General features: G+C 62.0%; 12 protein-coding genes and 1 tRNA gene. 8 read left to right on the top strand and 5 right to left on the bottom strand.

Annotation, left to right across the window (positions count from 1 at the left end; all coding sequences use genetic code 11):
• The first annotated feature begins 173 nt into the window (after positions 1-173).
• Complete coding sequence (gene rpoD / locus ASF04_RS11685) at positions 174-2,429, top strand: RNA polymerase sigma factor RpoD (RefSeq protein WP_056141426.1); 2,256 nt, start codon at positions 174-176, stop codon at positions 2,427-2,429.
• 104 nt (positions 2,430-2,533) lie between these two features.
• Positions 2,534-2,612 (top strand) — tRNA-Ile (locus ASF04_RS11680).
• A gap of 61 nt (positions 2,613-2,673) precedes the next feature.
• Here ASF04_RS11680 and ASF04_RS11675 read toward each other — a convergent pair.
• From ASF04_RS11675 to ASF04_RS11665, 3 genes are all read right to left on the bottom strand, one after another.
• Positions 2,674-2,910 carry a hypothetical protein gene (locus ASF04_RS11675; protein ID WP_229205022.1) on the bottom strand — a complete coding sequence of 79 codons (237 nt, stop codon included), beginning with the start codon at positions 2,908-2,910 and terminating at the stop codon, positions 2,674-2,676.
• Between the two features lie 101 nt (positions 2,911-3,011).
• The gene (locus ASF04_RS11670) at positions 3,012-3,488 is read right to left on the bottom strand and encodes a DUF3016 domain-containing protein (protein WP_056141425.1); all 477 of its coding nucleotides are present in this window, start codon (positions 3,486-3,488) and stop codon (positions 3,012-3,014) included.
• Between the two features lie 49 nt (positions 3,489-3,537).
• The gene (locus ASF04_RS11665) at positions 3,538-4,185 is read right to left on the bottom strand and encodes a M17 family peptidase N-terminal domain-containing protein (protein WP_056141423.1); all 648 of its coding nucleotides are present in this window, start codon (positions 4,183-4,185) and stop codon (positions 3,538-3,540) included.
• 162 nt (positions 4,186-4,347) lie between these two features.
• Here ASF04_RS11665 and ASF04_RS11660 point away from each other — a divergent pair, with 162 nt between their 5' ends.
• Positions 4,348-5,448, top strand: a complete 1,101-nt coding sequence (locus ASF04_RS11660) for a Gfo/Idh/MocA family protein (protein WP_056141421.1) — start codon at positions 4,348-4,350, stop codon at positions 5,446-5,448.
• A gap of 15 nt (positions 5,449-5,463) precedes the next feature.
• Here ASF04_RS11660 and ASF04_RS11655 read toward each other — a convergent pair whose 3' ends face one another.
• The gene (locus ASF04_RS11655; RefSeq protein WP_056141418.1) at positions 5,464-6,129 is read right to left on the bottom strand and encodes a hypothetical protein; all 666 of its coding nucleotides are present in this window, start codon (positions 6,127-6,129) and stop codon (positions 5,464-5,466) included.
• A gap of 85 nt (positions 6,130-6,214) precedes the next feature.
• Here ASF04_RS11655 and ASF04_RS11650 point away from each other — a divergent pair, with 85 nt between their 5' ends.
• Positions 6,215-6,577: a DUF5710 domain-containing protein gene (locus ASF04_RS11650; protein WP_056141415.1), complete on the top strand. Its 363-nt coding sequence runs from the start codon at positions 6,215-6,217 to the stop codon at positions 6,575-6,577.
• Positions 6,578-6,580: 3 nt separating this feature from the next.
• Positions 6,581-7,273 carry an SOS response-associated peptidase gene (locus ASF04_RS11645; RefSeq protein WP_056141412.1) on the top strand — a complete coding sequence of 231 codons (693 nt, stop codon included), beginning with the start codon at positions 6,581-6,583 and terminating at the stop codon, positions 7,271-7,273.
• Between the two features lie 155 nt (positions 7,274-7,428).
• On the opposite strand, the gene ASF04_RS11640 is transcribed toward ASF04_RS11645, so the two are convergent.
• Positions 7,429-8,325, bottom strand: coding sequence for a LysR family transcriptional regulator ArgP (locus tag ASF04_RS11640; RefSeq protein ID WP_056141409.1), 897 nt, complete (start codon positions 8,323-8,325; stop codon positions 7,429-7,431).
• Between the two features lie 86 nt (positions 8,326-8,411).
• Here ASF04_RS11640 and ASF04_RS11635 point away from each other — a divergent pair, with 86 nt between their 5' ends.
• The 3 genes from ASF04_RS11635 (at position 8,412) to ASF04_RS11625 (ending at position 13,929) form a co-directional block, all read left to right on the top strand.
• Entirely contained in the window at positions 8,412-9,017 is a 606-nt protein-coding gene (locus ASF04_RS11635) for a LysE/ArgO family amino acid transporter (protein ID WP_056141407.1), read from the top strand.
• A 270-nt stretch (positions 9,018-9,287) separates the two neighbouring features.
• Positions 9,288-11,585 (top strand): bifunctional diguanylate cyclase/phosphodiesterase, encoded by a 2,298-nt coding sequence (locus ASF04_RS11630; protein ID WP_229205021.1) that lies wholly within the window; start codon positions 9,288-9,290, stop codon positions 11,583-11,585.
• A 109-nt stretch (positions 11,586-11,694) separates the two neighbouring features.
• On the top strand, positions 11,695-13,929 hold the full coding sequence (locus tag ASF04_RS11625) for a TonB-dependent receptor (RefSeq protein WP_056141404.1): 2,235 nt from the start codon (positions 11,695-11,697) through the stop codon (positions 13,927-13,929).
• Positions 13,930-13,946 lie beyond the last annotated feature (17 nt).

Here is a 13,946-nt window from a genome sequence, read left to right as displayed (position 1 = left end):
CCACTACGCATGAGTTTGATGCAGTAGAATTTTGCGGTCAGAGCCTCACCAGGTATAAGTAGTCGTAGTGTTGTCGGACTTGCGAAGTCGGCAAGTTCGAAGACGTGGGTTCCAAGGGAACTGCAAGAAACTTTATCCTAAATAAGCAAGTCGTTGTGTAATCGAAAGCGCCTGTGCCAATCAAGAAACCTGAATCCAATGTGGCTGAAAAGCCGAGCAAAGTGACCGCAAAATCCGCTAAAACAGCGGATAAGGCGGAAACGCGTGTCGCCAGCAACAACCCGCCCGTGGTCAGCCAGACCACGGACGCGGCCACGCTGGCTGCCATCGATACTTCGGGCTACGTACTGCCGTCGGTCAAAGTGCCCGGCCGGCGCGGGCGCAAGCCGAAGGAATTCCAGCCTGAAAACGACGAAGTCGCCGCGCTGAACGCGGTCGAACGCGCCGAACTGAAGGCCGTGGACAAGGCCAAGGCCAAGGACCGCAAGGCCAAGGAAAAAGCGCTGCTCAAGGATGCGTTCTCTTCGGATACCGAAGCGACCGAGGAAGAGCTTGAGCGCCGTCGCCAGAAACTCAAGACCCTGATCAAGTTCGGCAAGGAACGTGGCTTCCTCACGTACGCCGAGATCAACGATCACCTGCCCGAAAACATCATCGATCCCGAAGCGATCGAAGGCATCATCGGCACCTTCAACGACATGGGCATCGCTGTTTACGAGCATGCGCCGGACGCTGAAACCTTGCTGCTGTCCGACAACGTCGCCACCGTCACCAGCGACGACGAAGCCGAGGCCGCTGCTGAAGCCGCACTGTCCACGGTCGATTCCGACTTCGGCCGCACCACCGATCCCGTGCGCATGTATATGCGCGAGATGGGCTCGGTCGAGCTGCTCACGCGAGAAGGCGAAATCGAAATCGCCAAGCGCATCGAAGACGGCCTCAAGGACATGATCCAGGCCATTTCCGCCTGTCCGGTCACCATTGCCGAAATCATTGCCGCCTCCGACCGTATTCGCGCCGACGAAATCAAGATCGACGAAATCGTTGACGGTTTAGTGGACGAAAGCGACGACGGCGCCGCTGCCGCGCCGGCCCCTGCCGCCGCCAGCGACGATGACGAGGACGACGAAGAAGCCGAGGAAGAGGAAGAAGAGGAAGAGGAAGAAGCGGGCAACTCCGCCGGCGCCGCTGCCGGCTACTCGGCTGAACAGCTCGAAGCGCTGAAAAACACCGCGCTGGAAAAATTCGACACCATCTCGCTACAATTCGACAAGATGCGCCGCGCCTTCGAAAAAGAGGGCTATAACTCCAAGGCCTATGACAAGGCCCAGGAAGCGATCTCGTCCGAACTACTGGGCATCCGCTTCACCGCCAAGGTCGTCGAAAAACTGTGCGACACCCTGCGCGGGCAGGTGGACGAGGTGCGCCACATCGAAAAGCAGATCCTCGACGTTGCAGTGAACAAGTGCGGCATGCCGCGCGCCCACTTCATCAAGGTTTTCCCGGGCAATGAAACCAACCTCGACTGGGTCGATGGCGAAGTGGCCGCCGGCCACGCGTACAGCGCCATCCTGGGCCGCAACATCCCGACCATCAAGGAACTGCAGCAACGCCTGATCGACCTGCAAGCGCGCGTGGTGCTGCCGCTGCCGGACCTGCGCAACATCAACCGCCAGATGGCGGCCGGTGAAATGAAAGCGCGCAAGGCCAAGCGCGAAATGACGGAAGCTAACTTGCGCCTGGTGATTTCGATCGCCAAGAAATACACCAACCGCGGCCTGCAGTTCCTCGACCTGATCCAGGAAGGCAATATCGGCCTGATGAAGGCGGTGGACAAGTTCGAATACCGTCGCGGCTACAAGTTCTCCACGTATGCCACCTGGTGGATCCGCCAGGCCATCACGCGCTCGATCGCCGACCAGGCGCGCACCATCCGCATTCCGGTGCACATGATCGAAACCATCAACAAGATGAACCGGATTTCCCGCCAGATTCTGCAGGAAACCGGCGCCGAGCCCGATCCGGCGACGCTGGCCATCAAGATGGAAATGCCGGAAGACAAAATCCGCAAGATCATGAAGATCGCCAAGGAACCGATCTCGATGGAGACGCCAATCGGCGACGACGACGATTCGCACCTGGGCGACTTCATCGAGGACAACAACACGCTGGCGCCGTCCGACGCAGCGCTGCACGCCTCGATGCGCGGCGTGGTGAAGGACGTACTGGACTCGTTGACGCCACGCGAAGCGAAGGTGCTGCGCATGCGTTTCGGCATCGAGATGTCAACCGACCACACGCTGGAAGAAGTCGGCAAGCAATTTGACGTCACCCGCGAGCGGATCCGCCAGATCGAAGCAAAAGCGTTGCGCAAACTGCGCCACCCGAGCCGTTCCGACAAGCTGAAAAGCTTCCTGGAAGCCAACTAAGACTTGACGTGCGTTGCTGCTAACCCTTATCCTCGCGCGTTCGTCCAAAAAACGAACGCGCGTCAGCGGGGCCGGCAAGACCTCCAGCGCACAGGTATCACCTCGGGCCTCTAGCTCATGCTTGGTTAGAGCAGCGGACTCATAATCCGTTGGTGCCGTGTTCGACTCACGGGAGGCCTACCAATTATTCGTCTTGCATATCAAAGGGTTGGCTGCGTGCCAGCCCTTTGTCGTTATTGGACTATCAGCGACTTTCCGGATCAGTGCGCCTTTCCGGAGGATCGCCTTCTTCGAAGCCCGCGACAAATAGCATCAGCAAGTCGGCGGCGATTTTCTCGTGTCCCGATTCCAGCAAATCATTGGCGATTTTTGCCAGTTCGACCGGGGTGGCCTTGGCTTCTTTGTTGTCAAAAGCATGTCTGGTGACTTTGCCGAGTTGAAACGCCAATTCGGCAATCATGGTTTTTTCTGTGTTACTCATTCACACTCTTTCATCTGGGCGCGTAGCTGTGTACGTCAGTGGCTATGGCAGACAGACCTGGCTGCCTGACTCAGCATAGCAGGTCGCCGCTGAGCGCCACGTTAGTTACTCGCCAACACATCCTTCTTGAACCAATCACTCAGCATCTGCTTCTCATAGTTATACATCTCGTTACGATAACTATTCACATTCAATTGGTAGTTGCGGTCCGCCAGCTCACGCTCGCCGCTGCGCAGCACTTTGCCGTCTTGTTCGATGCTGTAGCGCAGGTGGATGCGGGGGAAGTCGTAGCTGCCCTTGGTCACGCGCACGTCGCGGATCGGCACGCGCGGGAACACGTCGCCGGCCAGGTCGATGTCGAGGATTTCCACCTTTAAATCCTGGCCTGCGGGCAGCCTGGTGGCCAGTTCTTCGAAAAACTCGCGGAAATTGATTTCCATGGATTTGCGGTCGGTCTCGAAGCGCGGCACGTCGGTCATCTTCTCGGTGTTGACGTAGGTGACGGTGACGGCCGCCGAGGCGGTGCTGGCCGCCAGGGCGAGCATGGCAATGACGGCTGGACGGATCAGGTGGTGCATGGCGACTCCCGTAGGTGGGCGTGGTGAAGTCCCCAATATACCCGAAGAATTATCTACCGCGCGCTTGCGCGAACTCGTTGAAGGCGGCAATAAAAGCCTCGCCCGAACTGTGCAGGCGCGGCGCGCCGACGTCGAAGGTGCAGCGCTGGACCGACGGTGGTGGCGCCAGACCGGCGGCGGCCAGCGCGTGTTCGGCGCGCAGGGCGCCGAGCATGCCGTCCATCATCATGCGTGGCATGTCGAGGCCGGCGTTGTCGGTGTGGCCGCCGTCGAGCACGCTGGGGGCGAAGGCCAGCGAGCGGGCGCCCTGGCGGATCGCTTCGCGCATCGCCACGCGGGTGGCGCGGCGCAGGCGGTCGCCGTCCAGGGTTTCGGGTTTGCCGAGGCCGATCACCAGTACCGCGCGGGCGGGAATGGTGCCTGGCGGCAGGCTGATCAGGATGGTTTCCATCTCCTGGGCACGGAAGTTGCCGCTGGCGCGCAGTGCCGTCAACTGGCCGCCCAGCGCGGTATCGAGGCCGAGCAGGCCGCCGGCCATGGGGGCGCCATCCTGCTCGTGCTCGAACATGCAGGCGACGCTGAAGTCGACATCGGCTTGCGCCGGTCCCCAGGCGGCGACATCGAATTCGACGCCGTCCAGCGTGCCGATGGGCAGGCGTTCCGGTGTATGTTCAGTTGTTGTGAGCGGATCATTCATGGCCAGGCTCCAGGTCAATACGGTTGCTTATCTTAGCGTGTAAAGGCCCCGCGCACCCCTGCCGAAATTTATGGCGCGCGCCATGGTCGAGATGCTCTGTAGCGCTAACATGTGTACTAAAATTACCGAATCAGAAAGACAAACTAACAATGGAGATAGACGATGATGGATTTTACTCGGCGTAATCTGGTCATGACCGCTGGTGGCGTACTGGCGGCAACGGCCGTGGCCGGCCCCGTGTGGGCCAATCCCGACCGCAAGCTCGGCTACGCGATCGTCGGTCTCGGCGGCTACGGGCTCGGCGTCATCATCCCGCAATTCAAGTATTGCCAGCACAGCAAGCTGGTCGCGCTGGTCAGCGGCGACCCTGTCAAGGCCAAAAAAGTGGCGGGCGAGTATGGCGTGCCGGAATCGAATATCTACGATTACAAGAACTACGACCGCATCAAGGACAATCCCGACATCGACATCGTCTATATTTGCTTGCCGGTATCGATGCACGCCGAATACACGATCCGGGGCGCCAAGGCTGGCAAGCACGTGTTGTGCGAAAAGCCGATGGCGCTGTCGTCGGCCGAGTGCGAATCGATGATCGCGGCCTGCAAGCAGGCTGGGAAAAAATTGATGATCGGCTACCGTTGCCACTTCGAGCCGTTCAACCTCGAGGCGCGACGGCTGGCGCGATCGGGCGCGATCGGCAAACTGCGCTATTTCCGTTCCGAGCATGGTTACACCACGGGTGGCAACAACTGGCGCACCAAAAAAGCGATGTCGGGCGGCGGCTCGCTGATGGATATCGGCATTTACGCGCTGCAGGCGGCGCGCTACATGACGGGCGAAGAACCGGTATCGGTGTATGCCAAGGAAACCACCGACCGGTCCGATCCGCGCTTCCGCGACGTCGAGGACATGGTGGAATTCCAGCTGGAGTTTCCGTCGGGCGTGATTGGGTCGTGCATGTCGATGTATTCGGCCAACCGCAACCAGTTCCTGCTGATGGGCGACAAGGGCCGCATCGAGATGGAACCGGCCACCGGCTACCAGGGCCAGAAACTGTGGGTAGGCGACGGGCGCAAGAATGAAATCACGGCGCCGCCGAATGCGTCAAGTAACCAGTTCGCCGGCCAGCTCGACCATCTGTCGCAATGCGTGCTGCAAGACCGCACGCCCATCGTGGCAGGCGAGGAGGGCTTGCGCGATATCCGCATTATCGAAGCGGTGTATCGCTCGGCGCGCGAACACAAGCGTATTGCGCTCAAGTAAGCGCTGAAATAAAACTTACAGGCCGGATTGTTGATGCAGCCCGGCTTCCTCGGCCAGCTTGATGTCGAGCATCGAGATCACCAGGTCGGCATCGGTCAGCACGTCCTTGAGCGGAAAGCCGTCTTCCATTGCCACCACGGTACCGGGCGGCACGCGTTCAGTGCTGTCGGCGCCGGGCGGGGTGTTGGGCATGAAGGCGAATTGCGGGAAGCGGGTTTTGCCGTGCAGGGCGATGTCGCTCAAGGTGCGCGGCGCCGCGCGCAACAGGCCGTTGCGCACATGTTGCTGGCGTTCTTCGTGGCGCTGCTTGAGCAGGGCAGTCAGGCGCACGATTTCGCCGGCCAGGCGGTCCGATTCGGCCTGGTGTTCGGCCAGTTCGTCGTCGCTCAGCGCTTCTTCCCATTGCGTCAGTTTCAACAGGCCGCGCTTGTGCAGGGCCTGGCGTTGCAGGTCGATTTCGATCGATGCCGCGCGGGTCTGGTGCGTGTCCAGGTCTTGCGTGATGGCGGCGTCGCCGTTGACGCGCAGCCACTTGTCGCCAAAGCCGAACACCAGGCCGTCGAAATAGAAATACATCGGCAGCACTTGCGGCACCGCGCCGGCCAGCATTTGTTGCGGCGTCATGTGCCAGCGCTCGGCCAGCTCGGGCAGGGTGAGGGTCAATGGTTCGATCAGGGGCATACGGTGTCTCCGGAGTTCAAGCGCTCATTTTCTCACAGACGCGTAAAATAGCGACTTTGTCACTGTTCGTCACGGAGTATGCCGCATGATGTTTCTTAAAGTTCCGTTTGCGGAAAAAGACGAGGCCAAGGCCCTGGGCGCGCGCTGGAATGGCGAACGCAAGTCCTGGTATGTGCCCGATGGCAAACCGACCGAAGCGTTCTCGCGCTGGCTGCCGCCCGGCGGCGCCGATTTCGTGCCGGCCGTGGCTGCCACCTCGCTGAAAAATCGCCCGGTCACCATCGATTCCTATGCCGGCAAACCGGTGATGGGCAAGCTGTTCATCGATCTCGAGCACGACTGCGATCCGTTCGTGGCCTGCCCGGTGTGCGCACCGAAGCTGGCCACGTCCGGCTGGACCGCCACCCACGACAGCGTTGCCCAACTGCTGGTCGGCCTGCGGGGTTAAATCTTGTGTACCAACTATCGGCCCACGTCGCGCGACCTGCTGGCCGACCTGTTCCAGCTCACCCTGTTCGAGGGCGACGACTGGCCGGCAGAGAGCTGGAAAGACTACCCGGCGCCCATCATCCGCTACAACGAGCAAGGCCAGCTGGTGTGCACCACCGCCACCTACGGGCTGGTGCCGCGCAGGCAGATTCCACCTGGCGTCAAGCCGTGGGACACCATGAATGCCCGCAGCGAAACCGTGGCGCAACTGCGCTCGTACGCGAAATGCTGGCGCGAGGGGCAACTGTGCCTGATACCGATGACCGGGTTTTTCGAACCGAATTACGAGTCGGGCGCGGCCCAGCGCTGGCAGATCGGCCGCGCCGACGGCGCGCCGTTTGCCGTCGCGGGCGTGTGGCGCGAGTGGCCCGGTGAAAACGGTCCCGAGTACTCGTTCACGCAACTGACCATCAACGCCGACGACCATCCGCTGATGCGGCGCTTCCACAAGCCCGGTGACGAAAAGCGTTCGCTGATTGTGATTGCCGCCGACGAATACGACGACTGGCTGCGCTGCCGCGATCCCGAACGCGCGCGCAGCTATTTCCAGCAGTTCCCGCCCGAACTGATGCGCGCCTGGTTCGATCCGCCACCGCCACGCAAGAAGAAAGTGCAGCCACCGGAGCCGCAGTCTAGCCAGATCGACCTGTTTTAGAACCTATCCCGGTAGGGAGGGGGCAGCGGATTGCGATGCCTCGGTAGCCATAAACGCGCGAGGAAAAGGCATGGCCGGGTCATGCAATGACGCGCCACGCCGGCCCCGCTGTCGCGGCGCGCAAGCCGCGCCTTACTCCCTGCCGCGACAGGTTCTCAACGCGTCGGCTGCAATAGCCAGCGCCGCGCCGTGGCGATCACCTGCTCTGACAACGCCCTGGTAAACGGCGTCTGGATATCCCACATATGCCAGATCAACGGCACGTCCAGCACCAGGCCCGGCGCCAGGTCCACCAGAGTGCCGGCCTCCAGTTGTGCCGCGCATTGCAGGTGCGGCGCCATGCCGTACGCAAAACCTGCCTCCAGGAACCGCACGAAACCCTCCGACGATGCATACGAATGGTGCGGGTAACGGCCCTGGTAGCCGGTGGCCTGGGCGATAAAGCGCGCCATCAGCGCATCCTTGCGGTTGAAGTCGAGCGCGGGCGCGGATTGCACGCTGACTGCCGTCAAGCCGTCGGGGAACCAGCGCGCGGCAAACCCCGGGCTGGCCATGCAGTGGTAGCGCATCAGCCCCAGCGGCGTGGCGGTGGTGCCGGCCACGTGCGCGGTTTCGCTGGTGACGCAGCCAAACACCCGGCCTTCGCGCAGCATGGCCAGGGTATGGTCCTGGTCGTCCATGGTGATGTGCAGCATGCAGTCGCCGGCGGTCATCAGCGGCGTGACCGCCTCCTGCAGCCAGGTCACGGCGCTGTCGGCGTTGACGGCAATCGCCAGTTCCGGGCGTCCCGCGCCGGAGCTGTCGGCATTATCGAGGGCGGCTTCCAGCAACCGCACCTGGCGGTAATGGGCAATCAGGCGGTGGCCGGCTGCAGTTGCTTGCGGCGGCTGGCTGCGCAGCAGGAGCAGCTCGCCTGCCTGGTTTTCCAGCATGCGCAAGCGCTGCGATACCGCCGATTGCGTGATCGAAAGAGCAGCGGCGGCCTTGTCGAAACTGCCATGTTCTACCACGGCGTCGAGCGCCGCCAGGCCCCGGTAGTCGATACGGCTCATTAGCATCCCTAATATTTGTTCAGTGTTATTAATTATACTTATCTTTGAAGCGCCGCTAAGCTGTGGTTTTTTTGCAGGAGGCAAGCATGGGACTGGGCGCTTTATTGAAGGGAATGGGGCTGGGCGGCGGCCTGATCATCGCGATCGGCTCGCAAAACGCCTACCTGCTGCGCCAGGCGTTGAAGCGCGAATATGTCTATACCTGTGTTGCCATTTGCATCGTGTGCGACGTATTGTTGATTGGCGCCGGCGTGGCGGGAATGGGCGAAGTCATTAATAATATGCCCGGTCTTTTATTCTGGATAAAAATCGCCGGTGCGGCGTTTTTATTCTGGTACGGCGTACGCGCGGCGCTTTCGACATTTAAATCGTCCAGTTTTGAACTTGATAAACAGGCCACTGCCGTGAGCCAGCGCCAGGTAGTTGCCGCCATGCTCGCTTTCAGCCTGCTCAATCCACATGTTTATCTCGACACTGTGGTATTGCTCGGCTCCATCGGCGGCCAGCAACCGGGCCAGGGACCATGGTATTTTGCCCTCGGCGCCATGCTGGCGTCGATTATCTGGTTTCTCAGCCTGGGATTGGGTGCACAGTATTTAATTCCGATTTTTAAAAGGCCGGTGGCCTGGCGTATTCTCGATGGGGCGATTGCGGTGGTGATGTGGCTGCTGGCCGTCTCGCTCTTCCTGTGAAACGACCGGCGCGGGTGAACCGGCCGCCAGGGCGCATGCCGCCGTGGCAAAAAAGCTAAAAAATGGCATCATCATGCTCATTTTTGGCGCGACTGTATGGTGGAGAGGCACTGCGTTGACGTCCCGGCAGCCGGATACAGCATAAAAATCCGGTTTTATCCAGCGCTGCGCCTTACACCCCTAAATTTCAGCTTGCATATAAATATCCCCAGTTACTGGCATACAATAGGTGTTATCAAGAAATAGTTAGCACGCCAACGGCGCCAGGTGATGAGCATACTGCCGGAACAATACGTGAACTTGTCGCTGATGACGTCCGCCTTTGCGGTGGACGCCATACTGGTGGCATTGCTGGTATTTTTATGGCTGATGCACCGCAAGGAAAAGCACGCCTTGCTGTGGGGTATCGGCCAGGCGGCCGTGATGGCCGGCGGATTGGCCTGGTTTGCCGGCGCGGCGGTTTTATCGCCGTCCTGGCGTTTATTTGTGTGCGCGCTGATGCTGGTCACCGGCATGGCCGGTTACTACAGTGGCACGCAATATTTTCTCGGCGATTTGCGGCGGCGTCACTGGCGTCCGATCATGGCGGCCATGGTCGTTGCCACGGCCGGATTTTATCTGCTCTGGCAGCTGCATCCGCACTGGGTGCCGCCCGGCAGCGCCGCCGCGCTGGGCCTGGTGATGGTGTGGATGGGCGTGCGCCTGGTCCGCGCCCAGCGCCGTTACCGCTTGCTCGGTTGCACCTTGATGGCGCGCGGCGTATTTAACCTGGTCAGTGCCGCCACCTTGCCGCCGGAATGGTATTTGCTGTGGTTTGCCGGCACGTCCATCCTGAAAGCCCTGTCGATGCTCGGCCTGATTTACGCGGTGCAGGATGAAATGCAGCAGCGCTACGCGCGCACCATCGACAGCCTCAGCCACGGTTTTTTGATCCGCGACCGCCGTGGCATCATCCACGTCGCCAACGAGCGCGGCGCGCGCTTGCTGGGGTTCGAACAGGCGGCCGACCTGGTGGGCAAGCACCTGAGTGAAATTTTGCCCAGGCTCACCCCTGCCATGGCCGATGACTATTTCCGCCGTTTCGAGGCGCCCGGCGTGCAATACCCGATGACCGACACCGCCGTGGTTACCCTGCATTCCGGCGCGCGCCTGCCGCTGGAAATGGCCGGCTCGCCGTATATCGAGCGCGGCCAGTTGTACTGCCTGGTGCAGTTGCTCGATATTACCGAGCGCCAGAAGAAGGACGACCTGCTCAACCAGGCCGCACGCATCGACCCCGTCACCGGCTGTTTCAACCGCCACGCGCTGTCCGAGGCGCTGGCCCGCGAGGTGGCGCAGTGCCGCGAACAGGGGCGCGAATGCGTGGTGCTGTTCCTCGACCTCGACAAGTTCAAGCGCGTCAACGATTCCTTCGGCCACGCCACCGGCGACGACCTGCTGCGCCAGACCGCGCAGCGCGTGCGTGGCCTGCTGGGGCCGAACGACCTGCTGGCGCGCTTCGGCGGCGACGAGTTCATCGTCGTGCTGCCCGACCTGGCGGCGGGCAGCGCGGAGCCGGCCGCGCGCCGCTGCGCCGAGCACATCCTGAGTGCGCTGTCGGCGCGCTTCCAGTTGCTGCACCATGCGATCGGGGTGTCGGCCAGCATCGGCGTGGCCTGCTACCCCGCGCTCGGCAGCGACAGCGACACCCTGATACGCAATGCCGACATCGCCATGTACGAAGCCAAGAAGGCCGGGCGCGGCGAGTTGCGCTTCTTCCACGATTCGATGAACGCCGCCGCCAAGAGCGCGCTGGAAATCGACGGCGCGCTGCGCGGAGCGATCGACAACAACGAATTCCGCCTGGTGTACCAGGCCATTGTCGATGCCCGCACCGGCACGCTGACCAAGGTGGAGGCGCTGATCCGCTGGCACAACGCGCAACTGGGCCACGTGCCGCCCGACCGTTTCATCCCGGTGGCGGAAGACAGCGGCATGGTGGTGGCGGTGGGCGCCTGGGTGCTGGAACAGGCGTGCAGCCAGATGGCGGCCTGGCGCGACGGCCCGCTGGGCGCGGTCACGGTCAGCATCAATGTCTCGGCATGGCAACTGGCCGATCCGTTCTTCGTGGCGCTGGTGCAGCAGACGCTGGCGCGCCACGGCCTGCAGCCGCGCCAGCTCGAACTGGAGTTGACCGAGCGCGTGCTGATCGACGATGGCGGCCATGTCCACAGCGTGATCGACCGCTTGCGCGCGCTGGGCGTGGGCGTGTCGCTCGACGACTTCGGCACCGGTTACTCGTCGCTGAGCTACCTGACGCAATTCCACCTGAACACGCTCAAGATCGACCGCGCATTCGTGATGGACATCGAGCACAGCGACCGCAGCAACAGCCTGGTGCACGCCATCATTGCCATGGGCCATTCGCTGGGCCTGAAACTGGTGGCCGAGGGCGTGGAGACGGCCGGCCAGGCCGCCATCCTCGAACAGATGGGCTGCCACTATTTGCAGGGCTACCATATCTCGCGGCCGATCGCGCCGGAGGCGTTGCTCGACTTCGCCGTGGGCAGGGCGGCCGAGGCCGCCTAGAATGTTGCAGTGTCACTCAACTGTCATCGCCGCGTCATCGCAACGTCACATGCTGTTCTTACAATCTTGCTGATTGATACCAACTCACCCAGCAAGAAAGAGAACAGCCATGTCCCAGCGCTTCCCCCTGAAACCTTTGTGCCTGCTCGTGCTGCAAGCCCTGGCCATCCACGCTCACGCGGAAGAAGCGGCCGACAGCGCCACCGTGGCCGCCGTGGCCGGTCCGGTCCAGACCGTGGAAATCACGGGGCGCGGCCAGTCGCGCCAGGTGCAGAACATCAACAAGGCCGACCTGGCCGAAGCGCTGCCGGGCACCAGCCCCTTGAAAGTGCTCGACAAGCTGCCCGGCGTGAACTTCCAGTCGGCCGATCCGTTTGGCGCCTACGAATGGTCGACGTCGTTCAGCCTGCGCGGCTTCAGCCAGAGCCAGCTAGGCTTCACGCTTGACGGCATTCCGCTCGGCGACATGAGCTACGCCAACAACAACGGCCTGCACATCAGCCGTGCCGTATCGTCGGAAAACATCGGTCGCGTCCAGGTATCGCAGGGCGCCGGCTCACTGGCCACTGCGTCCACCAGCAACCTGGGCGGTACGGTGCAGTTCTTCACGCTGGCCCCCAGCGACGAGCGCGCCCTGACCGTGTCGCAAACCGTGGGCAGCGATTCGACGTCGCGCACCTTTGCCCGCGTCGATACCGGCCTGATCGGCGGCGCCATGAAGGCATCGCTGAGCGGCACCCGCCAGCGCAGCGACAAGACCAAGGGTGAAGGCGGCCAGGACCAGGACCAGGTCAATGCCCGCTTTGTCTTCAACTTTGGCGAGAGCAACAGCCTGACCGGCTTCTTCAACTACTCGGACCGCAAGGAAGTCGACTACCAGGATATGTCGAAGGAAATGCTGGGCCGCCTCGGCTACGACTGGGACAACTACCAGCCCGACTGGCAGCGCGCCCTGAATGCCGCCCGTGGCCAGTTCAGCGGCAACGTCACCAGCCTCGACGACGCCTATTATTCGGCCGGCGGCCTGCGCAAGGACAACCTGAGCGGCCTGATCCTGGATCTGAACCTGACCCCGTCCTTCAACCTCAAGACCACCGGCTACCACCACGACAACAAGGGCGAAGGCCACTGGTACACGCCGTACGTCGCCACCAACGCCGCCAACCCGCTGTCGATCCGCACCACCGAATACCGCATCAACCGCAACGGCATCATGGCCGACGCCACGTGGGAAGCGGGCAATCACACCGTCACCTTCGGCGCCTGGGGCGAGCGCTCGGACCACACCGGCACCCGCGCCTACTACGCGGTCACCGGCCCGGCCGACACCATGTATTACCTGTCGAACCCGTTCCAGATCGACTGGAAGCAGAACTTCATCACCACCACCTCGCAGTTCTACCTGCAGGACAGCCTGGCACTGATGGATGGCAAACTGAAAGTGAACGCCGGCTTCAAGAGCATGAGCGTGGACATTGCCGCCCGTAACATCATCGGCAACCGCGCCGCCGGCAAGCTGACGGCCGAGAAGAATTTCCTGCCGCAGGTCGGCGCCAACTACGCGCTGTCCGCCGACGACGAAATCTTCGCCTCGGCCGCGAAAAACATGCGCGCGCACCAGCCGGGTGTGGGCGGTCCGTTCTCGCAAACCCAGACTGCGTACGACGCCGGCGTGGGCAACCTGAAACCGGAAACCTCGACCAATATCGACCTCGGCTACCGCTTCAAGCGCGATGCGGTGCAAGGCTCGCTGGCCGTGTACGGCGCCCGCTTCGACGACCGCCAGCTCTCCGTGGCCACCTGCGCCGGCATCGTCGGCTGCCCGTCCACCTTCGTGAACGTCGGCAAGGTCGATACCAGGGGTGTGGAAGCCATCGCCGTGTGGAAAATCAACCGCCAGATCAGCTGGTTCAACTCGGCCACGTATAACGACTCCAAGTACAAGTCCGATTACCTGGACGGCACCACCCTGGTCCAGGTGAACGGCAAGCAGGTGGCCGGCGCACCGAAAACCCTGTTCAGCACGGAAGCGTCGTACGACAGCGGCGCCTGGTTCGCACGCCTGGGCGGCAAGTACACGGGCAAGCGCTACTACACCTACACCAACGACGCCAGCGTCGACGCGTTCTGGATCGGCAGCCTGTCGGCCGGCTACAAGCTCAAGTCGCTGGGCTTCATGAAAGACCTGTCGCTGCAAGTGAACGTGAGCAACCTGTTCGACAAGCAGTACATCAGCACCGTCGGCACCAACGGCTTCCAGGCCCGCGATCCGAACGGCACGGCGCAAACCCTGCTCACCGGCGCGCCACGCCAGGTCTTCCTGACCCTGAGCGGCAAGCTGTAACACCAACCCAGCACCAT

This window comes from Duganella sp. Leaf61, from assembly GCF_001421905.1.
GTDB lineage: Bacteria > Pseudomonadota > Gammaproteobacteria > Burkholderiales > Burkholderiaceae_D > Rugamonas > Rugamonas zoogloeoides.
Note: the sequence above shows the minus strand (reverse complement) of the source record. Positions and strands in the feature narration are given on the sequence as shown.